Origin of the sequence: Prevotella sp. P6B4 (genome assembly GCF_000619985.1) — a bacterium.
GTDB lineage: Bacteria > Bacteroidota > Bacteroidia > Bacteroidales > Bacteroidaceae > Prevotella.
On record NZ_JHVE01000010.1, the window covers coordinates 1 to 22,858 of the forward strand.

24 protein-coding genes and 1 pseudogene are annotated in these 22,858 nt (G+C 48.7%); 19 read left to right on the forward strand and 6 right to left on the reverse strand.

Annotation, left to right across the window (positions count from 1 at the left end; all coding sequences use genetic code 11):
• From T491_RS0107815 to T491_RS17000, 9 genes are all read left to right on the forward strand, one after another.
• Positions 1 to 275, forward strand: a 275-nt coding sequence (locus tag T491_RS0107815; RefSeq protein ID WP_028903403.1) for an ATP-binding protein, incomplete at its 5' end; no start/stop codon positions are given.
• Positions 276 to 582: 307 nt separating this feature from the next.
• Positions 583 to 1,443, forward strand: a complete 861-nt coding sequence (locus T491_RS0107820; protein WP_197018826.1) for a hypothetical protein — start codon at positions 583 to 585, stop codon at positions 1,441 to 1,443.
• Between the two features lie 190 nt (positions 1,444 to 1,633).
• Positions 1,634 to 2,302 carry a hypothetical protein gene (locus T491_RS0107825; RefSeq protein WP_028903405.1) on the forward strand — a complete coding sequence of 223 codons (669 nt, stop codon included), beginning with the start codon at positions 1,634 to 1,636 and terminating at the stop codon, positions 2,300 to 2,302.
• A 131-nt stretch (positions 2,303 to 2,433) separates the two neighbouring features.
• A complete protein-coding gene (locus T491_RS0107830) occupies positions 2,434 to 2,733 on the forward strand; it encodes a hypothetical protein (RefSeq protein ID WP_028903406.1) in 300 nt (99 codons plus the stop codon).
• A gap of 5 nt (positions 2,734 to 2,738) precedes the next feature.
• Positions 2,739 to 3,110, forward strand: coding sequence for a hypothetical protein (locus T491_RS0107835; protein ID WP_028903407.1), 372 nt, complete (start codon positions 2,739 to 2,741; stop codon positions 3,108 to 3,110).
• 4 nt (positions 3,111 to 3,114) lie between these two features.
• A complete protein-coding gene (locus tag T491_RS0107840; protein ID WP_028903408.1) occupies positions 3,115 to 3,372 on the forward strand; it encodes a hypothetical protein in 258 nt (85 codons plus the stop codon).
• 103 nt (positions 3,373 to 3,475) lie between these two features.
• Entirely contained in the window at positions 3,476 to 3,802 is a 327-nt protein-coding gene (locus T491_RS0107845; protein WP_028903409.1) for a hypothetical protein, read from the forward strand.
• A gap of 18 nt (positions 3,803 to 3,820) precedes the next feature.
• Positions 3,821 to 6,307 (forward strand): BT4734/BF3469 family protein, encoded by a 2,487-nt coding sequence (locus T491_RS0107850; protein WP_028903410.1) that lies wholly within the window; start codon positions 3,821 to 3,823, stop codon positions 6,305 to 6,307.
• 71 nt (positions 6,308 to 6,378) lie between these two features.
• Complete coding sequence (locus T491_RS17000; protein WP_051523043.1) at positions 6,379 to 6,864, forward strand: D-Ala-D-Ala carboxypeptidase family metallohydrolase; 486 nt, start codon at positions 6,379 to 6,381, stop codon at positions 6,862 to 6,864.
• Positions 6,865 to 6,960: 96 nt separating this feature from the next.
• Here T491_RS17000 and T491_RS0107860 read toward each other — a convergent pair whose 3' ends face one another.
• The 4 genes from T491_RS0107860 to T491_RS0107875 are packed head-to-tail and all read right to left on the reverse strand — an operon-like array spanning position 6,961 to position 8,792.
• Complete coding sequence (locus T491_RS0107860; protein WP_231480215.1) at positions 6,961 to 7,683, reverse strand: flavin reductase family protein; 723 nt, start codon at positions 7,681 to 7,683, stop codon at positions 6,961 to 6,963.
• A 12-nt stretch (positions 7,684 to 7,695) separates the two neighbouring features.
• Positions 7,696 to 8,100 (reverse strand): ferritin family protein, encoded by a 405-nt coding sequence (locus tag T491_RS0107865; RefSeq protein WP_028903412.1) that lies wholly within the window; start codon positions 8,098 to 8,100, stop codon positions 7,696 to 7,698.
• Positions 8,101 to 8,111: 11 nt separating this feature from the next.
• The gene (locus T491_RS0107870) at positions 8,112 to 8,351 is read right to left on the reverse strand and encodes a hypothetical protein (RefSeq protein WP_028903413.1); all 240 of its coding nucleotides are present in this window, start codon (positions 8,349 to 8,351) and stop codon (positions 8,112 to 8,114) included.
• A 12-nt stretch (positions 8,352 to 8,363) separates the two neighbouring features.
• Entirely contained in the window at positions 8,364 to 8,792 is a 429-nt protein-coding gene (locus tag T491_RS0107875; RefSeq protein WP_028903414.1) for a membrane protein, read from the reverse strand.
• 727 nt (positions 8,793 to 9,519) lie between these two features.
• Between T491_RS0107875 and T491_RS0107885 the strand changes: the two genes are divergently transcribed.
• The 3 genes and pseudogenes from T491_RS0107885 (at position 9,520) to T491_RS0107890 (ending at position 12,267) form a co-directional block, all read left to right on the forward strand.
• Complete coding sequence (locus T491_RS0107885) at positions 9,520 to 10,068, forward strand: M48 family metallopeptidase (protein ID WP_028903415.1); 549 nt, start codon at positions 9,520 to 9,522, stop codon at positions 10,066 to 10,068.
• Between the two features lie 149 nt (positions 10,069 to 10,217).
• Positions 10,218 to 10,352 (forward strand): annotated as a pseudogene (gene rhuM, locus T491_RS17380) (RhuM family protein); the annotation flags it as partial.
• Between the two features lie 235 nt (positions 10,353 to 10,587).
• Positions 10,588 to 12,267 carry a DUF5597 domain-containing protein gene (locus T491_RS0107890; RefSeq protein WP_028903416.1) on the forward strand — a complete coding sequence of 560 codons (1,680 nt, stop codon included), beginning with the start codon at positions 10,588 to 10,590 and terminating at the stop codon, positions 12,265 to 12,267.
• A 53-nt stretch (positions 12,268 to 12,320) separates the two neighbouring features.
• On the opposite strand, the gene T491_RS0107895 is transcribed toward T491_RS0107890, so the two are convergent.
• Positions 12,321 to 13,226, reverse strand: a complete 906-nt coding sequence (locus T491_RS0107895; protein WP_197018828.1) for an AraC family transcriptional regulator — start codon at positions 13,224 to 13,226, stop codon at positions 12,321 to 12,323.
• A 161-nt stretch (positions 13,227 to 13,387) separates the two neighbouring features.
• On the opposite strand from T491_RS0107895, the gene T491_RS0107900 reads away from it, so the two are divergent.
• From T491_RS0107900 to T491_RS0107920, 5 genes are read left to right on the forward strand one after another with little or no spacing between them, the layout of a single operon-like run.
• The gene (locus T491_RS0107900; RefSeq protein ID WP_028903418.1) at positions 13,388 to 14,662 is read left to right on the forward strand and encodes a TolC family protein; all 1,275 of its coding nucleotides are present in this window, start codon (positions 13,388 to 13,390) and stop codon (positions 14,660 to 14,662) included.
• A gap of 4 nt (positions 14,663 to 14,666) precedes the next feature.
• Positions 14,667 to 15,566, forward strand: coding sequence for an HlyD family secretion protein (locus tag T491_RS0107905; protein WP_028903419.1), 900 nt, complete (start codon positions 14,667 to 14,669; stop codon positions 15,564 to 15,566).
• A gap of 16 nt (positions 15,567 to 15,582) precedes the next feature.
• The gene (locus tag T491_RS0107910) at positions 15,583 to 17,052 is read left to right on the forward strand and encodes an ATP-binding cassette domain-containing protein (RefSeq protein ID WP_028903420.1); all 1,470 of its coding nucleotides are present in this window, start codon (positions 15,583 to 15,585) and stop codon (positions 17,050 to 17,052) included.
• Positions 17,053 to 17,078: 26 nt separating this feature from the next.
• Positions 17,079 to 18,179, forward strand: a complete 1,101-nt coding sequence (locus T491_RS0107915) for an ABC transporter permease (RefSeq protein ID WP_028903421.1) — start codon at positions 17,079 to 17,081, stop codon at positions 18,177 to 18,179.
• A 5-nt stretch (positions 18,180 to 18,184) separates the two neighbouring features.
• Positions 18,185 to 19,246 (forward strand): ABC transporter permease, encoded by a 1,062-nt coding sequence (locus T491_RS0107920; protein WP_028903422.1) that lies wholly within the window; start codon positions 18,185 to 18,187, stop codon positions 19,244 to 19,246.
• Between the two features lie 231 nt (positions 19,247 to 19,477).
• Here T491_RS0107920 and T491_RS0107925 read toward each other — a convergent pair whose 3' ends face one another.
• Positions 19,478 to 20,371 (reverse strand): AraC family transcriptional regulator, encoded by an 894-nt coding sequence (locus tag T491_RS0107925; protein ID WP_028903423.1) that lies wholly within the window; start codon positions 20,369 to 20,371, stop codon positions 19,478 to 19,480.
• 150 nt (positions 20,372 to 20,521) lie between these two features.
• On the opposite strand from T491_RS0107925, the gene T491_RS0107930 reads away from it, so the two are divergent.
• Positions 20,522 to 21,457 carry an aldo/keto reductase gene (locus tag T491_RS0107930; protein ID WP_028903424.1) on the forward strand — a complete coding sequence of 312 codons (936 nt, stop codon included), beginning with the start codon at positions 20,522 to 20,524 and terminating at the stop codon, positions 21,455 to 21,457.
• 52 nt (positions 21,458 to 21,509) lie between these two features.
• Positions 21,510 to 22,856, forward strand: a complete 1,347-nt coding sequence (locus tag T491_RS16010) for an amidohydrolase family protein (protein WP_231480216.1) — start codon at positions 21,510 to 21,512, stop codon at positions 22,854 to 22,856.
• Positions 22,857 to 22,858 lie beyond the last annotated feature (2 nt).

Here is a 22,858-nt window from a genome sequence, read left to right on the forward strand (position 1 = left end):
TCGATGATATCATGCTCTTCCCCATCAACAAGGAAGATGCAGCTGGCTTCTTCAATCTCATCAACACTATGCATGAGCATACCTCCATCATCATAACTACAAATAAGGCTCCTACAGAATGGGCCCAGACCCTCGATGATGAAGTGCTGGCATCTGCCTTGCTCGACCGAATTCTCTACAGATGTGAGGTGATAAATCTCAAAGGTACAAGCTATAGAATGGAGAACAGACAAACCATTTTCGACAAACAAAACATTAAAAAAACAGAAAAATGAAACTGGTTGGTTAACTTTACGAAAAACTGGTGTGTTTAGATTTGCTTATTACAATTGGAGAATTAAGGAGCGGGCATCGCTGCTGGCTCCTTGCTTAGTACTATTAACACTTTTTATACTATGGGAGGACTGGATTGGCTTACTGCATAGCAGTAAGGGCGAGTAGGGGGCGTTGGGCATTGACTATGGGGGCGCTTTTTATGGCGTAAACTCTTGCGTGGTTCAGGAAAAAGCGCTAATTTTGCGGCTCAAAAAGAAAAAACTAACAACGGACAACATGAAATACTACATCTGCACATATAAAATTGTGAGCGATGAGATCTGGTATACTAATCCAGATGGCTTACAACGAGAGGAAGTCCTTTCGAAAGTGACGGAAGAAGACTTCCTACGACAAAACAAAAAGATATTTTTCACTGATGAACAATTTGAGCGTGTATACTCGCATGTGCACCTATATAAGCCTGAAAATGGCGTAACACTGATGAAGATTGCCAATAGGTATGTGGATGATGGTGACATGGAATTCTGGAATAAAGGACCATGGAAGGATAGGGATTTTACTACCATCATGATGCTGAGCTTAAAGGAATCGACATGCTTCTATATAGAAGAAAATGAACAAGCCTTTCCAAATATGAAGGAACTGATAAGCTTGGTTTGCAGAGGACTAAACAGATGCCTGCAATATGAAAAACTATCAATTATACCATCGGACCATATTGTTAACATGACCGACGATTATGGAATTATGGCTGCTTCGGCGGTGCTAAATAATCAACTAGACAAATTGGATGATATTTATAAAGATACCCCTAAAAATTATACTTATTGTTATGACGAGAAAAGTTTACTGGCGAGTCAGCTTTTCACAAGCTCGTTGTTGGATGAAAGAAGAGCAGGAATCGTGATTTCTATGGTTTATGAAATGACTAAAGGTAAGAATAGGGCCAAGGAAATACTTTGTGCCCTCAGGGCTGCTATAGATGCGGGAGTGATGGAGCGTCCAAGATATAAAGACTTTATCGAAGTTTTTGGTTGTGGCCGTATCGTTTCAATGAAAACGTATAGTTTTTATACCAGTCCTAAATATATAAAGTATGAGAAAATGTGTTTATACATAAATGCCAAAAAGGCTTTTCTGAAGATTAAAACAATGACATTATAAGACATTTTGGGTAAGTTTTGGTAAGTAATGGAAAGTTTTGGTGCTAAATTCGAAAATAATAGAAATATTCTGATATTTTTGTTGTTGGTATGATATAGTTGTTATAAATTTGCGCTCGCTGAAGCTAAAAATATTACGAACCCGAGAGGGGCCATAGGCCTGTGACATCTCTCACATCTCAGATAAGGATATGAGAAATGAAAACAAAGAGTATGCCTGGCACGATGGCATAAGAATAAACGACGTGCAACTGATAGCATTGGCTATGAATGCTGGTAGTTATAATCTGGCAGAACACTATCTGCTGTCGCTATTGGCTCATGGACTGCTATACCAGATTTCTGACTATATAAATAAGGTGAACGAGGTGAGAGAGTTCTATGGTGTAGCTCCCATACCTGCGCCCAAGAATAACTATGCCGAAGAGCCTAAACCCCAAAAGCGTGACATAGCCGATAAGGTTCGCAAACTGTATCTCAAGATGACAGCAGGCGAGCATGAGGAGTTGCTATGCAAAAGTCTGGCTACGTTGATGGATAGCTATCCACACCTATTTAAATTTAAGAACCATTGGCAGGGCATCTATCTGGTGGTGAAAGACAGACTGGACTACGGTCTTTCGCAGCAAGAATTCCTGATAATGGCTTGCAAGGCTACACCAAAAGGGTGGCCTGAACGACTGAGGATAAACAAGAGCGTGGTTAAGAACTTTAGTCGTGGCATTCAAGCTGCTGAAGCCGAAGGGGCCTATTATGAGATTGCTGACAACCCACAAAAACAACTCTGTGATGCGTTCTGGGAGGTGTTGTTAACCGTTATTATGATGGAAAAATACGGAGCAGATACGGAATTAGTATAAAAAATACGGAGAAAAATACGGAGTTTGTACGGACATACGGAATCCACCTTAGGGTAATCTTTAATTATCTACCTTTGCATCGTCAATGAACGACAAAGGTAGATTTTTTAATTTTAAAACTTTAAGTAAAAATGGAGAAAGTATCAGTAAGAACTTGTAAAAACAGCTACATGCTGGACGTGAATGGAGAGGGGTATATGTATTTCGACATCCCCAGTCTGATTGAGGGCTTTATCACCCACGTAGGATTGAACTACGATGGTGAGCTAACCAAGAGGCAGCGCCAGGCTCTGATAGAATCCACTGTTGATGGGAGCACTGAACGACTGCTGAGTGCTCAGATCACGGAGATGAAGAAGACGCTGGAGTCGAGAAAGAATACCATTAAACTGCTGAGAGCAGAGATTGTTGAACTTAAAAGAGTGTTTTAGCGATTATGAAAGAAGTAGAGAATACAGTATTGAATCCTTGTTACTTGAGAGTCAAGAAGTGTTGTGCCAGTTGTATCCATAAGCAGATAAAGAACGATGGATCGAGGGTTTGCCCCCTCAACGACAAGTATGTAGAGCCTAACGAAGTGTGCGAGAACTGGGCTATGGACTACAATACATCGCAGGCTGGCGTGTGTCGTGGGCGTATTCACCAAAAGGAGTATCTGATGTTTGCGCTGGCCATCCGATTAGGTGAGGGTGTAGAGGCCCTGAGGGCCAAGAAGAAAGGTGAACCTGCTCCTGAGTCAAGAACGATCGAGAGCATCAGACGTGAGTATGAAACGGATTATGGTACCACAATTTTACTGGATATATAATATAATGGCAGAGGAATACTTACTTTACGATGTAGATGGAACAGCTGCAAAAGTAATGCGCTATGTAAAGCATAGAATAAGTAGTGGCTTGTATGAATACTTGTTGCAAATTCTGTTGCCTTATTCAAGCAGGGTTCAGCAGGATATGGCAGAAAACATAGTAGATTATGTGAATGATGTGCCAGTGCAGGATATTGGCTATCAGAGCGCAGATGAAGTACTGGAATATTGCTATAGACTGATAGCAGAAGAAATTTATTAATTAACCGAGTCAGGGCTTGTGGGTGAGGAAAAGTATCCGGATGTAATTGAGCTCAAACTAAAACTTCACTTTTCCCCATGTTGACTCACAAAACTGACAATTTATGCGAGTAAAAAAGTACATTGAAGTACCTGAAGAAATTCTGGTAGGCCTTGCAGAAGGCAAGTTTATTGAGGGTTCGCTGCATCGTGATAAGGACACAGGGCGAATAGTGTTTAACGCTTACAACCGTAAGACCAAAACCCGCAAGAAAGATAAGTTGCTGGCTTCGTTGGAGCATGGATGGCTCAAAGAGAGTGCTAAGTGCATCAAGTTCTACTGTGCCCTGAAAAAGAGCATTGGTACAGCCCGCATTATCTCAGCGCTGGAACGCGAACAGAGGGTTGCCGCCAGCCATCTGGTGGATAGAGAAATTATAGATCGTGTTTAATTTAGAAAAGGAGGTTAAATGGGATTTTGTTATCAGAAGAATTTTGTGAATCCTACTTTGCCCGTTGACGAAGCGCAGTTTTATGCGCTCGTCAGGGCAGGGAAGTGGAACGGGAACATTGATAAGTTCAGAGAAACGGGCGATGCCAGCCTGAAGCGCAAACTGCCTGCGTTTATATTTCAGGCCACGTTTGATGAAACCACGTCGAAGACGGGCAAACAGGGGGCTTGGCGCAAGCAGGCTGCCACCAGGTTAACGGGACTTGTGGTGATGGATGTAGATCATGTGGAGAAGCCGCAGGAGGTGTTTGATAATGAAATAATGAAAGAATGTAAAAATGAAAATAATGGCATTCTTTTGGTTTATATCACCCCTTCAGGCAAGGGCTTGAAAATTGTATTTAAGGCTGATGCCAATAAGGGTAATCTCATCGACAACCAGCACGCGATGGCCAAGGTGCTTGGCGTGGAGGTTGACGAAAGTTGCAAGGATGCCTCAAGGATGAGCTTCATTTGCAAGGAATCGGATATTTTGTATTTGGATAAAGAATTGTTTACGTATGAGAACAAAGAGTTTAGTGAGCGATTTACTGCTCTATATCGAGACGGTCATTCACAGGCTACGAAAGTGCTAAATCACTCCACCCCTGGCCTATCTTGCGTCCCTTCGGGTCGAGCGGTCTCTCGAGAGGAGGGGAGTACAGAGGGGAGTACGGAGAAGGAAAACTTAAAATGGAGGGGATATGATGTACAGAGTATTATTGATGCTCGCTATGCAGACAAGCTGCCCTGCGAGGCCGACAGTAACCGTCATAATGAATCGCTCAAACTGGCAACCGACCTGCTGCTTATGCTTGATGGCGACAAGCAACAAGTTCAGCGAATTGTTGAGTCCCAGTCGTGGGTGCAGGAAATCATCGCGTCGAGGAACGAAAACGTCGGTCAGACAGTGGCTAGTGCTGCATCGTGTATGGCAGAAAAAGAAAAGAAGTATGCCAGTAGTCAGCCTTCAAAGGCGATGCAAGAAGCAATCCAAAAGGCCACGGGTAAAACGTTTCTGGAAATCACGAAAGCGCAAACGCAGAAGACGGTGACGCTGAAGGATGACGATATGGCCCGTTGGCTTTGGGAGTGGGGCGAGCAGATCGAGGCGATGTTTGAGGATTTCCCGATATTGCGCGATATTTGTAAGGGCCTGAAGAAGAACCAGTATCCCGCTGCGCTGATAGTGGCTGGCGCGTTCGAGATGACACTGATGACACGCTGTACCTACCGCTTTTATCATCGTCCTGAGGAGTTGCGCCGCCTGAATAGTTCAGCGCTGATTATTGGTGATCCTGCAAGTGGAAAATCGTTTGCCACAAGGCTCTTCAAGTTGCTTGTCGCGCCCATAGTGCAGGCAGATAGGGTAGGGCGCGACGCCATCAACGCCTATCGTGAGCAGATGCGCACCAAGGGCGCCAATAAGGAGAAGCCTAAGAAACCCAAGGTGGTGGTACGTGTGCACCCAGCACGAACTTCGAACGCCCAGTTCATCCAGGATATGGTGAATGCCGTTGAGGTGGTGGATGGCGAGGAGATGCACTTGCACATGCTCACCTTCGATACTGAGCTGGATAATACTATTTGCGTGCAAAAGGGCGGCTCGTGGATTGATAAGATGAGTATGGAGCTCAAGGCCTTCCATAATGAAGAGGATGGTCAGGCCTATTCGAACAACGACTCCATTCTGCAGGACTTCAACGTGTATTGGAACTATGTGTACACAGGCACGCCCATCGCCCTGAAAAAGAAGGTGAACGAGCAGAACTTTGGCTCTGGTCTGGCCACGCGCTTGACCGTCATCCCTCTGCCTGCTACCAATTTCCAGATGATGACTCGCGAATCGACAGTCGATTTGGATAGTGACAACCGTCTGAAGGCGTGGGCTGAGAAGCTGGATCGTGTGAAAGGGGAGCTCAGCGTTCAGAAAATTGTGGATGAACTCTATGACTGGACGGCCCGCCGCATGATGGACGCTGCTGAGAACGAGTCGAAAGCTGATGAGATGCTGTTGAAACGCTGTGCCTACCACGGCATTAACTTCTCGGCACCCTTCATCGTGATGCGTCACTGGGGCGAGCTCCATCAGGAAGGTGAATACTGGTGTGGTGAATTTGAGACGGATGAGATTGACGACCGCCTGGCGGAGTTGATAGTCAACATCCAGTTTGCCTGCCAGCGCCACTTCTTCGGCTCGCTTGCTGAAAAGTACTTTGATGATAAGCTGCGTGATGCTTCTGCCTACCACCGTCATAGCCAGAAAACGATAGAAGGCTACAACCGTCTGCCCGAAGAGTTTACTGCTGTTGACGTGATACGCTGCTTCTTGTTGAAAAACTATGATGCGGCTCGTGTAAAAATAAGGCGCATGCAGAAAGATGGTACTATCGAGAAGGTGGGGGAGTATGTGGAAAATGGAACAACAAAATTTAGGTACAAGAAAGTCGGAATAATGGTGTTCTGAACATCAGCGCTCGGCTACGCCACTGGTTAACGCAGGGTCGCCAGAACACCAGAACATTTTAATTATTTATTATGGAACAGATAATTCAATTAAACAGTGGGGCGAAACTCTCCGAGCATTTTATGCTCGGGGAGTTGACGAAGAGTAGTAGTCATCCTGAGATTTATAACATTCCTAGTCATGAGGCGATTGCTAACCTCAAAAGGGTTTGTACGTGGTTGGAGGAGTTGAGAAAGCGGTATAATGAGTTTATCCACCACGCTCCTAACCCCGCCCCTCATATTATAATAAATAGCGGCTATCGCTCGCCACAGTTGAATCGGGCGATTGGGGGTGTGCCATCAAGCAATCATCTTACTGGCTGTGCAGTAGATATCCGTGTAACGGGGATGGAGCAACTCATAGTTTATGCGGCGATACTGATTCAGTACGCCAACGAAACAAAACAGGACTTCGACGAGCTGCTGATAGAGCGAAACGACCGTGGCGCCATCTGGCTCCACTTCGCAGTCAGGCCTTCAGGCAACAGGCGTAAGATAAGATTTCTGCTTACTTGATGAACTTCACCTTTTCGGCATTGCGGGGCTTGGCGTTGGGCTGCACTTTCAAAGTGAGCCGTCATGACTCTCATAAGAAGGTTGTTCAAGAATTAATCACTTCACCTCACGTTCCTGAATGGTCTTGCCAGATCCCCAAGCCGTGCCGACTTTCTCGCCGACTACACGGTATTCGTTCTTGGCAGAATCGAAGATGACGGGCTGAAGCTTGCCGAGGTCGATGTTACCCTCCTCGTCGAGGATGCTCTCGTCAGCACTCATGTTGACAATCTCGCCAACGACACGGGCACCACCGTTCTCGTCTTCATCGAAGGTCACGACCTTGCACTCCAGCGTCAGCTTGTACTCGTTGATGATAGGTGCATCGACATTGGGACTTGGTGTGATGGTGAATCCCGCTTTAGCCACCTTGTCGGGCACGTCGTTGCCGGACACGATGCCGAAATAGTCGCTCTGGACAATATCACCCTTCGTGGCAAAACTGATGGTGAATGCCTTCTTCAGACGGATATTGTCCGTGGTCTTGTGCTTGGAGAGTTCGAAGGTGATGTGTTTAGGTCCGCACTGGCCTCCCCAAGCAGCCATCATCACGTCGGGATTCTTGTTTTCGTCCCATGTAGCAATCATGATGGCGGGCAGTGGTGTGATAACAGCCTTGTCGCTGAAGTTCTTGCGACCCTCAACTGCCTTTACCTCGACTTTCTCCTGAGTAGGATTCTCATTGACGTTTGCCTCACTCTTCTGCTCCTTATTTCCACAGGCGGCAATGAGCAGTACGCCTGTCAGCACGAGGGCTGATGATTTCATAAAATTCTTCATACCTTTATTCTTTTATTTCTTGTATTTTTCGATCATAGCCCGCAAGGTGGCACCATGATGGCCTTCCTGCTTGGCAAAAACTTCCATCTCGTCGGCAGCCTCGTTCATGCCTGCAGCCCGGAATGCCTGGGCAAACTGGTTCACCTGTTCCTCTCCCTTTTCCTCAGCTGTTGCAAAGTTCTCTGCAATCTGCCAGATGTCGGCATTATACTTGCCGTTGAGCGTGGCATAGAATCCGGCATGAACGGCCTCCTGATTGGCCATCTCTATGAAGGTTTCCGAGACCTCTTCGGGATAGCCTTGCTCCTTTGCCATACGTGCGAGGGCATAGTACGTCATCACTCCTGCGGCTTCAGCCTTGGCGGCTCCGTCGCATAATTTCTCAAAATCTGTTCCTTTTGTAAGTCCGTAAATCATATTGTATTTTTTTATTGCTTTCTGAATTTATTCCGTAGCCGTTTATAACCTTCAACGCCCAAGATCGTCAGACCTCCATACTGGCAGGTCTTGGCCAGTCCGAAGAGCACAGCCCAAAGCACGCCTTTTGCTGTTGTACTGATAGGCAGCAGCATTTGGGCAAAGGACAGGATATAGAAGGGTATGCAGCACATCAGGACGATGACACCAGTCCTGAACGAAAGGGATTGCAGCCACTCTTTGATCTTCATGCCCATTCGAAGTTATCCTTTCCTGCAGTTGTTACAGAGGTTCTTGCAATACTTCCAGCCACCTGTTGACCAAAGGGCGAGGAAGATGAGTACCGGCTGGAAGAACAGTCGGATGAGACGGGCCTGATCGGTGTTGAGACCGAAGGCATCGATATGGTTCACATACTGGTTGATGTTGCCTGGGAAGATGAGCACATAGAAGAGTGCGAGCAGCGCACCGACGAGTGCTTTCTTTTTCCAGAGGAACAACATGCCAAGGCCGAGGGCAATCTCAACCACGCCCGATGCCAACACGACGAAATCAGTAAAGCCCGGACTGAACTGAAGCCATGTAGGTACTTGTGCTATGAACTCCTGACGAGCTATTGTCAGATGACTGATACCTGCGTAGGTCATGAAGAGACCAAGTAGCAGACGGAAGCATAATTTGATATATTTCATTTTTGTATCGGTTGTTTATTTCTTTAATGTTTCGATGATTGAATCTAATTCACTGGCCAGATGCGTGTAGTCATCCATCTCTTTTATCTGTTTATATCGTTTACGATGCAAAGGTAAGAAGAATGTTTTATATCGCAAGCGATTTATTGAAAACTTTAAGAGAGTTTAACAATATATCGCCTGCGATGTTTTAGATGACTACTGCCGTTCCGCTGGTGGCTACCATGAGCATTGAGCCATTGGCACCGATAATGGTTTCACCTGTCACAATACCCTTATATTCGCGGATGGTGTGACCTTCAATCTGTGCTTAATGACAGGCAATACTCACGATAGTTTTCTATGTTCATGTGATTTAATAAATTGGAATTTATCTGGCAACAACAATAGTGAACAGCACCAGATCCTCTGTCCCAGTATTGATTATACTGTGTTCCGATCTTTTAGGGCAAATATGCAGGACGCCGGGGCGCAGTTCTTCTTCTACACCATCGCAGATGGCTCTGCCAATACTACTTTTTTCTTCATATACCATGTACTTCTTCAGGTAAACACTGCAAAGATACGGCGAATAAACCACGTGCGCAATACCTAAAAGCGAGTATTTTTGCGAATCGCAGAACGATGGCACAAATGGAAAGTTCGAATAATTATCCTAAAAAGTTTGGCGGATTGGAAATTTATCCATACTTTTGCTGACTGGGGGGAGGAGGTGTTATAATGACTCATGGAAATGGCAATACAGGTGACATACAGGAGAACCAGGAGGTTGTCGATGCGCATCGTGAAGAATGGCGATGTGCATGTGTCGGCACCCATCGGTTTGCCTCGGAAAGAGATAGAGCGATTTATTGATGAACATCGTGAGTGGATAGCGGAGGCCAGAAAGAAAACGCAGGAGCATCAAGACCGTAGGGCAGCCTTCTACAATCAGTTGCCACTACAAACCAGAGCGCAGGGCGACGAGGCACTCAAACGCCTGAAAAACCTGGTAGAGCCTATGGTGGAGCGCCATGCCCAGATGATGGGTGTGAAACCGACGGGCATCACCTATAAGGCCATGAAATCGCGCTGGGGGGTGTGCCATGTGAGAACGAGGGTCATCTGCTTCTCGGCCTATCTGCTGCTGTTGCCGGAGTGGTGTGTGGAGCATGTGGTGGTTCATGAGCTGTGCCACCTGCTCGAGCCCAGCCACAATGCTCGTTTCCACGCGTTGATGGACATGTATTTCCCCCGTTGGAAGGAAGCCCGGAAAATGACGCGGCAAAATGTTTAATATAACAAACATTTCAAGAATTATTTGTGTGTTAACACATGTTTTTGTCTCTTTTGGCCTGAAAACTGCGCTCCATCTGTCGATATAGTGGGACTTTTGCTGTTTATGCATAGTAAGTGAGTATTGTTTATGGACTCGAATAATAAAATAATCTCGATGTTATTCTTTCAGTTGGCTATCGTGTAAACAGCAAGAATGCCACTCGTTTTCGTCAATGGGCAAACAAGGTTTTGAAGCAGTATCTCATCAAGGGCTATGCGGTCAACGAGCGTATGCGAAAGGAGCTGAGCGTATAGCTTTTCTTGCAGGTCTTTCCGCCCTTCCTGATAATCTGGGCTAATTCGACCTCCTAATCTGGGGTGATCATAGGTATACGGTTTATCTCTACAAGGTACTTGTCAAGTGACTCTTCAGAACGATTGGTGTAATAATAATGTGAAAATCGCAAAAAATCCAATGTCATTCGAAAAATAATTGTTATTTTTGCGGCATAAAATAATCAGCAGACTTTTAGATGATATGAAGAATTTGCTTATTTCCCTGCTGCTCTGTATCCTGGCAATGGGAGCACAGGCACAACGGCAGCCTCGCCTGGAGCATCGTGATAATAGTACGGCTAGGATTGTTGTCAACGACAGGCCTATGCTGATGATTGGTGGTGAGTTGGGTAACTCGTCAGCCTCGACGCCAGAGGACGTGAAGCGTACGTTTTCGCATCTCCACAAGATGGGACTCAACACTGTGCTCGTTCCCGTGTCGTGGGAGTTGATTGAGCCCCAAGAAGGTGAGTTCGACATGGGGACGCTCGACGTGATTCTGAGCGAAGCAAGGCATAACGAACTGAAAGTGGTGCTGTTGTGGTTTGGGGCTTGGAAAAACTCGATGAGTTGCTATGCGCCAGAGTGGTTTAAGCGAGACGTGAAGCGCTTCCCTCGTGCCCATACGTCTGAAGGGGTGCCCGTTGAGGAGGCTTCTTCGCTGAGTAAGAATGTGCTGGAGGCCGACAAGCGTGCCTTCTGTCATGTGATGGCGTATCTACGTGATCATGATGCTCTGGAGCAGACGGTGATCATGGTGCAGGTGGAGAATGAGATCGGTATGATTGAGGTGCCGCGCGACTATTCGGCGAATGCGACGCGGTTGTACCAGAGCGCTGTGCCCAAGCAGCTGACCGACTATCTGAAGAGGCATCAGAAGTCGCTGCACCCTTATCTGAAAGAGAAACTGCAGCCGCAGGCTAAAGTGGGTGCCAACTGGGCGCAGCTGTTTGGGGATGACATCTATACGGAGGAGATCTTCCAGACGTGGACCTACGCCACCTATGTGGAGCAGATAGCCAAGGCGGGGCGTGAAATCTACAATCTGCCAATGTACGTTAATGTGGCTCTCAACAGCCGCGACCGGAAGCCTGGGCAATATCCGTCGGGCGGTCCGTTGGCTCATCTCATCGACCTGTGGCATTGTGGGGCTCCATCTATCGATGTGCTGGGGGTGGATATCTACGACAAGGGCATCAAGTCGTGGCTGGCAAAATACCACCAGCCCAACAATCCGCTCTTCGTGCCAGAGATACGACTGGAGGATAAAGACGCGATGTATGCTCTCTACGCCTTCGGGCATCATGGGGCGATGGGGTTCTGTCCGTTCAGCATCGAGGACTATCCGCTCACAACGGTTTCTAATGCCAACGACTGGAAGCAGATGGATCTCTCGCAGGATGATCAGCTCAATGCCTTCTCTGCCGTAGGCACATCGCGGTCGCCGCTTGTGGCTGCCTACCAGCTGTTGCGACAGGCAGAACCGTTGATTCTTGAGCGACAGGGCACGAAAGATATGGATGCTGTGCTGCTCGATAACGAACAGCGAGAGGCTGAGATCGTCACTGCTGATGGTTTCCGCTTCACCATCAGGCATAGTTATTCGCTGGGTTGGGAACCAGGTGCAAAGGGGGCGGAATGGCCAGAGACGGCTTGCATCATCCTAAGACTGGGTAAAGAGGATTATCTGGTGATAGGCAGTGGGGTGGTGGTTACCTTTCAGCAGCGCATCGGGTTGGCGAAATGCGAGGAGGTGGAGATCGTTGATGGCAAACAGCGCATCATCCGTCATCTGAATGGCGACCAGACGCATCAAGGTCGTCATGTGCGCATACCCGTAGGAGCATTCCAGATTCAACATTTCAAATTATACAGATACTGATGAGAAAGAACTTGCTTATTTTGGTCTCATCTTTGACAATTGCCGATTAATATTCAACTGATAGATTTATACTCGCTGGGAGTCATGCCGGTGAGGCGACGGAAGTATTTTGAGAAGAATGAGGGATTGGCAAAATGCATCTCATCGGCAATCTGTGCTGCAGGTTTATCCGTGTGGCGCAGTTCTATTTTGATGCGTGTGATGAGGGCACGGTCTATCCAGTCTTTGGCGGTGGTGCCGCTGGTTTGTCGGATGACGGTGCTCAGGTAGCGCTCAGTTAGGCACATGCGGTCGGCATAGTAGCCTATTTGGTGATGCTCGGCACAATGCTGGGTGACCAGTTGGAGGAAACGGTCGGAAATGGTCTGTTCGCGTGAACGACTGCTGGCCAGCTGGTCAGTCTGCCGATGGAACAGCTGGTCGTAGTGGTGCATCTGGGCAGCTACGAGTGCTGTGACGGTGGGACGATGATAGTCGTCCGTGGCATGAACCGTTTGCCAGATGGCGTCCATAATATGTGTGGCGGTAGCGATATCCTCTTCGTTGGCGGACAACTGGAAGTCGCGCACCTGACCGTTGAAGACCGACGGCATCTGTCCCTGTGCAAAGGGCATGGGGAAGTTAGAGAAGAGTCCCATTCCGAAGATGCGGAGGTCTGAGGAAAGCCGTTGGGGGTGGATGATGGTGCCAGGACCGATATAGACGAGTGTGCCGCTCGTAAGGTGGCGGTCTTGCAGGTTGATGGTAATTTCAGCCTCGCCGTTCATGATGATGCCCAAACGGTGATCATTGATGGTAAAAGGTGGCTTTTGGCGCATCAGCAGACTGAACACCGTGCTGTCGCCGCGAACCATTGCCAGTTCGTTATTCATGAATATATGCTCGCGCATTTGCGAGAGGTGTGGTGTGAGAATGTCGCGCATTCGTGTGGCATCCATCAGTTGCGGTTGTCTGTTCATAATACGTCCTTTTTTGTTGGCAAAGATAATCATTTTCCGCGAAACAATGCTCTGTTTATGTATAAATCGAACAAAAAGAACATTTCTCCATTCTTACAGATAACACCACGATGAAAAAAACATCGTATTTTTGCATCCGGAATTCAATGACAAAAGATGATATGAAGAAATTGTTTTTAGCTTTGACGATGTTGCCCATGCTGGTACAGGGGCAGACGCTGGAAGAGTGTCAGCAGGCAGCAGAAAAGAATTATCCGTTGATACAGCAGTATGGACTTGTCGAGAAGACCACCCAGCTGACGGTAGCCAATATCCAGAAGGGTTGGCTGCCGCAGGTGTCGGCATCCGCACAAGCCACCTACCAGAGTGATGTGACGGCGTGGCCCGATGAAATGAAAACGATGATGAGCGGTATGGGCATTGACATGAAGGGACTGACGAAGGACCAGTATCGCGTGGGTATCGATGTGCTGCAGACTATTTACGACGGTGGTGTCATAGGCAGTCAGAAACGCATAGCCCGTGAACAGGGCAAGGTGCAGGCAGCTCAGAACGAAGTCAATATTTATAATGTTCGCAGGCGCGTGAACGAGATGTTTTTCGGGCTGTTGCTGATTGACGAACAGATCAAGTTGAACACCGACTTGCAGACACTGCTGGCAGGCAACGAACGCAAACTGGAGTCGATGACCAAACGGGGCACAGCTGCCGAGAGCGACCTGCAGAATGTGAAGGCAGAGCGTCTTAACGCGATACAGAAAGCCACCGAACTGGCATCGCAGAAGCAGATGTTACAGCGTATGCTGAGTACATTCTGCGGGATGGAGGTGACGGAGGTACGGAAACCACTGGTGAAGGCTGATGGCGGAGGTATGATGGCTGAAAACCGTCGCCCGGAACTGAAGGCGATGGATGCACAGATAGGCGTGCTGAATGCTCAGGAGAAAGCACTCAACGCCGCGCTGATGCCGAAGGTAGGCGTGTTTGCTCAGGGCTTCTACGGTTATCCGGGCCTGAATATGTTTGAGGATATGATGCGCCACAAATGGAGCTTGAACGGCATCGTCGGTGCACGGGTAACGTGGAACATCGGTGCCCTCTATACCCGCAAGAACGACAAGGCAAAACTGCAGTTGCAGCGTGATATGACGGAAAACAACCGGGAAGTGTTCCTTTTCAATAACAACCTGGAACAGATCGAGCAGCACGAGAACATAGCGCGCTATCAGAAGTTGATGGCTCAAGACGGAGAGATTATCACATTGCGACAGGCTGTGAGAAAAGCGGCAGAATCGAAGCTGGCACACGGCATCATCGACGCGAACGACCTGGTGCGCGAGATCAATCAGGAGCATGCTGCCTATGTGCAACAGTCAGTACACGAGATTGAAATGCTGAAAGAGATATACGACAACAAATACACGACAAATCAATAAGTATATGAAAAAAATATATGTATTGGCAGGTGTGGCCCTGATGATGGCTGCTTGCGGAAACAAAGAGAAGGACTACGATGCAACAGGTACGTTCGAGGCTACCGAAACAACTGTGTTTGCCGAACAGAGTGGGACATTGCTAACGTTCGATGTGAACGAGGGTGACATGATTGAGGCAGCTCGACAGGTGGGGCTCATTGATACCACACAGACGTGGCTGAAGATTCAGCAGATGGATGCTACGAAAGCGGTTTATCAGAGTCAGAAGCCCGATATGGAACGCCAGATAGCAGCTACGCGCCAGCAGTTGGCTAAGGCTCAGCAAGACGAGCAGCGCTACCGTGAGTTGGTGGCTGACGGGGCAGCTCCCTCGAAGATGCTCGACGATGCCACGAGTCAGGTGAAGGTGCTGCAGAAGCAACTGGATGCGCAGATATCATCGCTGAACACCAGCACGCAAGCCCTCGACAAGCAGACGGCTGCTGCCGATGTGCAGAAGGCACAGTTGCAGGATATGTTACGAAAGTGTCACATCATGACTCCCATCAAGGGTACGGTGCTCGAGAAATATGTGGAGCGTGGTGAATTTGTGAGTGTGGGTAAACCGTTGTTTAAGATAGCCGATACTGAGTCAATGCACCTGCGTGCCTACGTCACTTCAGCCCAGCTGCAGCACATCAAGATAGGTCAGCAGGTGAAGGTGTTTGCCGACTATGGTGACAACCAGCGCAAGGAGTATGCTGGCACTATCAGCTGGATATCGTCTCGTTCGGAGTTTACACCCAAGACTATTCTCACAGACGATGAGCGTGCCGATCTGGTGTATGCCGTCAAGGTAGCTATCAAAAATGATGGATTTGTGAAGATTGGTATGTATGGGGAAGTGAAATTAAGTGAAAAGTGAATAATTTGCTACCGCTATGGATGCTATTGTTGTTAATAACGTGTCAAAATCGTACGGCAAGCTACAGGCACTTTGCGATGTGTCGTTTGCTGTCGGCAAGGGTGAGGTCTTTGGACTGATTGGCCCTGATGGTGCCGGAAAGACATCGATGTTTCGCATCCTCTGTTCGCTGTTGCTGCCCGATGCTGGTACGGCGGCGGTAGATGGCTACGATGTGGTGAAGCAGATGCGTGAGGTGCGTAGTAGGGTTGGCTATATGCCAGGCAAGTTCTCGCTCTATCAGGATCTCACTATCGAGGAGAACTTAAACTTCTTTGCCACGCTTTTCGGCACCACTGTTGACGAAGGCTACGACTCCATCAAAGCCATCTACTCGCAGATAGAACGCTTCAAAGGCCGTAAGGCAGGGGCTCTCTCGGGAGGTATGAAGCAGAAGCTGGCGCTCTCGTGTGCACTGGTACATCAGCCGAGTGTACTCTTCCTCGACGAGCCCACCACGGGTGTCGATCCTGTGAGCCGCAAGGAGTTATGGGAGATGCTACTCTTGTTGAAGGAACGGGGAATAACTATCTTGGCTTCAACGCCTTATCTTGATGAAGTGCGCTGCTGTGAGCGTGTCGCTTTTCTGGATCAGGGTAAGGTGCGCGGCATTGGTACTCCCGATGATATTCTCACCCAGTTTGCCAGTATCTTCAATCCGTCAGGCATAGATAAGAGTGAAGAGTTAAAAGATAAGAGTGAAGAGTCGGAGAATGTCATTGAAGTAGAACATCTGGTTAAAGCCTTTGGCGATTTCCATGCCGTTGACGACATCTCGTTCAGTGTAAAGAGGGGCGAGATATTCGGATTCCTGGGTGCCAACGGTGCCGGCAAGACGACGGCTATGCACATGCTGACAGGCCTGAACCAGCCCACCAGCGGAACGGGTAGGGTGGTAGGCTTTGACATCCGCACGGAATATGAGCAGATAAAGAAGCATATCGGTTATATGTCGCAGCGGTTCTCGCTTTATGAAGACCTCACCGTTGCCGAGAATATCCGTCTCTTTGCCGGCATCTATGGCATGAAGGACGATGAGATTCGTCGCAAGACCGATGAACTCATGGAACGCCTGAAGTTCACGGAGCACAAGAACGACCTCGTTGGCTCGCTGCCATTGGGTTGGAAACAGAAGCTGGCCTTCTCCGTCTCTATCTTCCACGAGCCGGGCGTGGTGTTCCTCGATGAACCCACGGGTGGTGTCGATCCCGCTACGCGCCGCCAGTTCTGGGAGCTCATCTACGACGCAGCCCATCGTGGCATCACCGTCTTCGTGACTACCCACTATATGGACGAGGCAGAATATTGCGACCGCATCTCTATCATGGTGGACGGCAAGATCAGTGCACTGGGTACACCAGACGAACTGAAACAACGTTTCCACCAACCCGATATGGATCACGTGTTTACCTATCTGGCCCGTCAGGCCACCCGTAGTGACAGTTGAGCGTTTAGAGTTTAGTGTTTAGAGAAATGAAACAGTTTATAGCATTTGTAATTAAGGAAACCAAACATATTCTGCGCGACAAGCGTACGATGCTCATCCTCTTCGGCATGCCTGTAGTGATGATGTTACTTTTTGGCTTTGCTATCACCACCGATGTGAAAAATGTGCGCACGGTTGTGGTCACCTCCGAGATGTCGCCCCGCACCCAACAGGCCGTAGAACGACTGGCACAATCGGAATACTTCATTATCACGCAGACGGTGAACACCCCACAGGAGGCCGAACGGCTCATCCGCAGTCAGCAGGCCGATATGAGCCTCACCCCCAGCCCCTCTCCGATTGGCGAGGGGAGTAGTAACCTTCAGTGGCAAATCATGGTTGACGGTAGCGACCCCAATATGGCTCAGCAATGGACCACATACGCCCAAAGCATACTGTCTCAGCCAGTTGACGGCAAACACTATTCACTCCCCTCGCCCTTTGGAGAGGGGCTGGGGGTGAGGCTCCTCTACAATCCGCAGATGAAGTCGGCTTATAATTTCGTGCCTGCTATCATGGGTATGTTGTTGATGCTCATCTGTGCCATGATGACCTCGATATCCATCGTGCGCGAGAAAGAGAAAGGTACTATGGAGGTGCTGTTGGTATCGCCCGTGCGCCCCTTGATGGTGATTATCGCTAAGGCAGTGCCTTATCTGGTACTAGCCTTTGGCATCCTTATTACCATCTTGTTGATGGCACGTTTCGTGTTGGGAGTACCCTTGGCTGGTTCGCTGTTCTGGATTCTGGCTGTGAGCACCCTCTATATCCTGCTGGCGCTCTCGTTGGGACTGCTCATCTCTAACATGGCACAGACGCAACTTGTGGCCCTGCTGCTATCAGCTATGGTGTTACTCATGCCTGTGGTCATGTTGTCGGGTATGCTGTTTCCTGTTGAATCGATGCCTACGATTCTGCAATGGATATCTGCTGTGGTTCCACCACGTTATTATATCGAGACTATGCGCAAGTTGATGATTATGGGCGTGGGCATTGGCGAAGTGGCTCACGAGGTAGCTGTGCTGGCAGTTATGACGGTGGTGCTGCTCGCCATTGCGCTGAAGAAGTTTAATGTAAGATTGGAGTAACTGATATGACACTGAAATATCTCATACAAAAGGAGTTCCTGCAGATACGCCGCAATGCGTTTCTTCCCAAGCTCATCATCATGTTCCCCATCGTCATCATGTGCGTCATGCCGTGGGTGATGCAGATGGAAGTGAAGAACATCGTGGTAGATGTGGTGGACATAGACCACACCGTGGAGTCGCAGCGGTTGGTACAGCAGATTGCAGCTTCCAACTATTTCATCTTCGGTGGACAGAAGGCCACCTACGCTGAAGCGATGAAGAACATAGAGAAGGGTAGAGCAGACGTCATCCTCGAGATTCGCGATGGTGAGTATCTCATCGTTGCCAATGCCGTCAACGGCACCAAAGGTTCAATGGGCAGCGCCTATCTCTCACAGATAGTCACCTCAAACGTCACAACCCTCACCTCAAACTTCAAACATCACACATCAAACATCACGCCTCTCACCTTATACAACAAGACCCAGAACTACAAGCTCTACATGATTCCCGCCCTCTTTGCCATTGTGATGATGCTAATGACGGGCTTCCTGCCCACACTCAATATCGTTGGTGAGAAGGAGGCTGGTACCATCGAACAGATCAACGTCACACCCGTCTCCAAGTGGTCGTTCATCCTCGCCAAACTTATCCCTTACTGGCTCATTGCGCTGTTTGTCATCACCGTATGCTTGTTGTTGGCGTGGTTCGTTTATGGCATCACACCTGCTGGTCCCGTGTGGCTCATCTACGTGCTTGCTATGCTGCTGGCGCTGTTCTTCTCTTCTTTCGGACTCATCGTGTCCAACTACTCCGACACCATGCAGCAGGCCATGTTCGTCATGTGGTTCTTTGTGGTGAGCATCATGCTGCTTTCGGGACTTTTCACCCCCACACGCTCCATGCCCCAGTGGGCCTATCTCACCACCTATATCAACCCCATGCACTACTTCATCGATGCCATCCGCACCGTCTTTATTCGTGGTGGAGGCCTGCACGAAACTGCCCATCAGGTCTTAGCCCTTGCGGGCATCGGCACACTGATGAGCTGTTGGGCGGTGCAGAGCTATAAAAAGAATTCATAAGGTCGATGCCGTAGATCTTTGTGACAATTATTTGTTCTATGTCCTACGGAAAGCTTCTCATGAGAGATTCTTGCTTTCCATGCTGCGTCCAAACTATCGTTTGGATCGTAGTAGTGTTTTTTGAAATTGTATTGCATATTATCCAACCTGCTTTAGTGCAAGGTTATATAATATACTAAAATGTGTGCATTCAGTTTTGTGCCTTTTAAAAAGAAAAGCAATTGGAATGACTTACTTCCTTAAAAACTCGCTGGGAGTGAGACCGAAGTGTTTTTTGAATACACGAGTAAAATGTTGCGGATATTCAAAGCCGAGGAGCTCAGAAGTTTCTGAGATGGTTTTTCCGTCGTGCAGATAGGCGGTGGCTCGTTGCATCACGAAGTTGCGGATGATGGCTGTGGCTGTCTCGCCTGTAGCCTGACGGATAAGGTCGCCGAAGTAGTTAGGCGAAAGGAACAGCTCCTGAGCACAATAGCGGACGGTGGGCAGGCCGAGCTTGCGCTGCCGTCCTTCGCTGTAATAATGTTTCAGTAAATCATCGAAGCGTTTCAGAAGGTCGTTGTCGGCTGTAATCTCAGTCTTGAATTGACGCTCATAGAATCCAGCGCAATACTCCAGTATCAGTTCGAGGTAGGCGATGATGATGCGGCGCAGATGCTCGTTGTCTGGTTTAGAACGCAGTTCATTGCGAATCATCTTAAAGCATACTTCTATCGTTCTTTGTTCTTCTGGCGTAGGATGCAACGACTCGCTTTCATAGTAGGAGAAGAAATGATAGTCATCTATGCGTCGTCCGAGGTCTGTGCCGTGAAGCAGTTCAGGCGAGAACAGTAGTACCCATCCTTTAATATGTATAATCTCACCATTGTCGCTCACACCTCCCGTCTGCCCTGGAGCCACGCAGAGCAACGATCCAGAACTGTGGCTATAGTGACCCTGCCCGTATGTAATGGTGTAAGGGCTTTCCTGCAACAAGAACACACCGTACACCTGATAGTTGTTCAGCGAATGGCGACAGTGCTCCAGCTCGTCATAATGTATAATCGAGACGAGCGGATGCAACTCCTCTGCTCCGACGTAGCGGGCGTAGTCGTTAACTGATTCAACATTCAAACTTTGCTTCATTTCGGGTACAAAGGTACACATTTTTTGCGAGACAAGGATGTAAAATTAGTAGAATCCGTTATTTGGGTTGATTTATCAGTAAATCAGTTAAGTAGAAGTTGCAAAAATCTCCGTACCTTTGCACCATCAAATCAAAACAATTAGAAAATTATGGCAAAGATCGCATTAGGAACCTGGGCCTGGGGCGCAGGAGCATTTGGAGGAGACGCAGTATTCGGCAGCAAGACCGACGTAGAGAACTTGAAGCCCGTATTCGACGCGGCTATGAAGAACGGACTAATCCTCTGGGACACGGCTACCGTGTATGGCATGGGCGAGTCGGAGAAGATTCTTGGCTCGTTTGTGGCTGGCGAGAAGCGCGAGGATGTGGAGGTTTCAACTAAGTTTACCCCGCAGCTGGCAGAGGTTTATGAAAATAGCGTTGAGAAAATGGCTCTCGCTTCAATTGATCGCATGGGCATCGACTATATCGACATGTATTGGATTCACAACCCGATGGACGTGGAGCGTTGGACACCAGGACTGATTCCCCTGCTGCAGTCAGGCAAGGTGAAGCGCGTAGGCGTGTCGAACCATAACATCGCTGAGATACGTCGTGCCAACGAGATTCTGGACGAGGCAGGTTTTAAGGTGAGTGCCGTGCAGAACCACTTCTCACTGCTCTACCGTTCGAGTGAGAAAGGTGGCGTGCTGGACTATTGCAAGGAGAACGGTATCGAGTTCTGGGCCTACATGGTACTGGAACAGGGTGCACTCTCTGGTAAATATAATAAGGAGAATCCGCTGCCTGCAGAGAGCGATCGCGGTAAGAAGTACAACCCCGTGCTGGAACAGCTTGAAGCCCTCACTAATGAGATGACCACCATCGGCAAGAAGTACGGTGCATCGTGCTCGCAGATCGGCATCGCCTGGGCTATCGCCAAGGGAACACAGCCCATTATTGGAGCCACCAAAGAGCGTCACGTCATCGAGGCTGCCGAGGCCGCTAAGATTCAGTTGACCTCAGAGGAAGTTGCACGCCTCGAAGCTCTTGCAGATGCTACAGGTATTGATACTCGCGGAGGTTGGGAACACTCAATGGAATAGCCTCCCCCAACCCCTCCAAAGGGAGATGAGAAATAAAAAAGATAGTACTTTTATGAGAATAAGGACAACGATTATAGCAACGCTGTTTGCAACGATGATGCAGGCTCAGGGTGTGATTGATATGCACTCGCATATCATCACACCTGAGTTTATGTCTGCCCTCGACAGGGAGGGAAGGCTGTTGGACGAGGGCTTTCCTCTTCCGAAGTGGGATGCAGAGGCGCAACTAAAGTGGATGGACAAAGCGGGTATTCATACATCAGTCTTGACATTAGCGGCTCCTCAGCCGACATCTGCGAAGGTTGTACGTGCCACCAACGAGGCAGCAGCCAAACTGAAATACGAGCACCCTGACAGATTCCGCTTCTGTGCAGCTCTGCCACTACCCGATGTAGATGCAGCCATCGAGGAAGCCCGCTATGCTCTGGATGTACTGAGTGCCGACGGTATCAAACTGGCCACTAACGTCAATGGTCAGTATTTGGGTGCCCCAGAACTCGACACCCTCTTCTCGTTCCTCAATGAACGCAAGGCTGTCGTCATCCTGCATCCACATCGTCCTGAACCAACCAACCATCAGGTCATGCAACAGACACCCCTCGCCATGCAGGAATATCTCTCAGAGACCACCCGTGCCGTGTCGAATATGATCAGTCGTAATGTGCTGGCTCGCTACCCCAACGTCAAGGTGGTAGTGCCGCATTGCGGAGCCTATCTGCCGCTGATGGTGTCGCGCATGCAGTCGCTAACTCCCGTGATGCAAGCTAATAAACTCGTGGGCGATATCGACTGGGATGCCAACCTCGCAGCCCTTTACTACGACCTCGCCGGTGCCCACTCGCCAGAGGTCATCCACATGTTGCTCACCATCACCACGCCCGACCATCTGCTCTATGGTTCCGACTATCCCTACGTCGCCCCGCAGGTGCTCACCCAGAGCCTCCAGCGCATGCAACAGTACCTGACTACTGAGCCAGACCTTGCAGCGTATCGCGAGATGATTCTCCACAAGAATGCTGAATGGCTGTTGGGACTGTCCTCCGACAAACCGACAGCGAAAAAGCATGATGATACGATGCTCGTTCGCATTGCCGAGATAGAAGTACATCCTGAACACCTCGAAGCCTATCTCACTGCTGCAACAGAAATTCAGCAGAAGAGCCTCGCAGAAGAGCCTGGTGTGCTCTGTCTCTTTCCAAATCAGATGAAGGAGGACAGCACTCAGATTCGCATCCTCGAAATCTACGCTTCACAGCAGGCTTATCAGCTCCACATCCAGACCGCCCACTTCCAGAAATACAAGCAGGGCACACTCCACATGGTGAAGTCACTGAAACTGCAAGACCTCACACCGCTTGCCACTGAGACGATGAGCAGAATTTTCAAGAGAGTTAAATAATA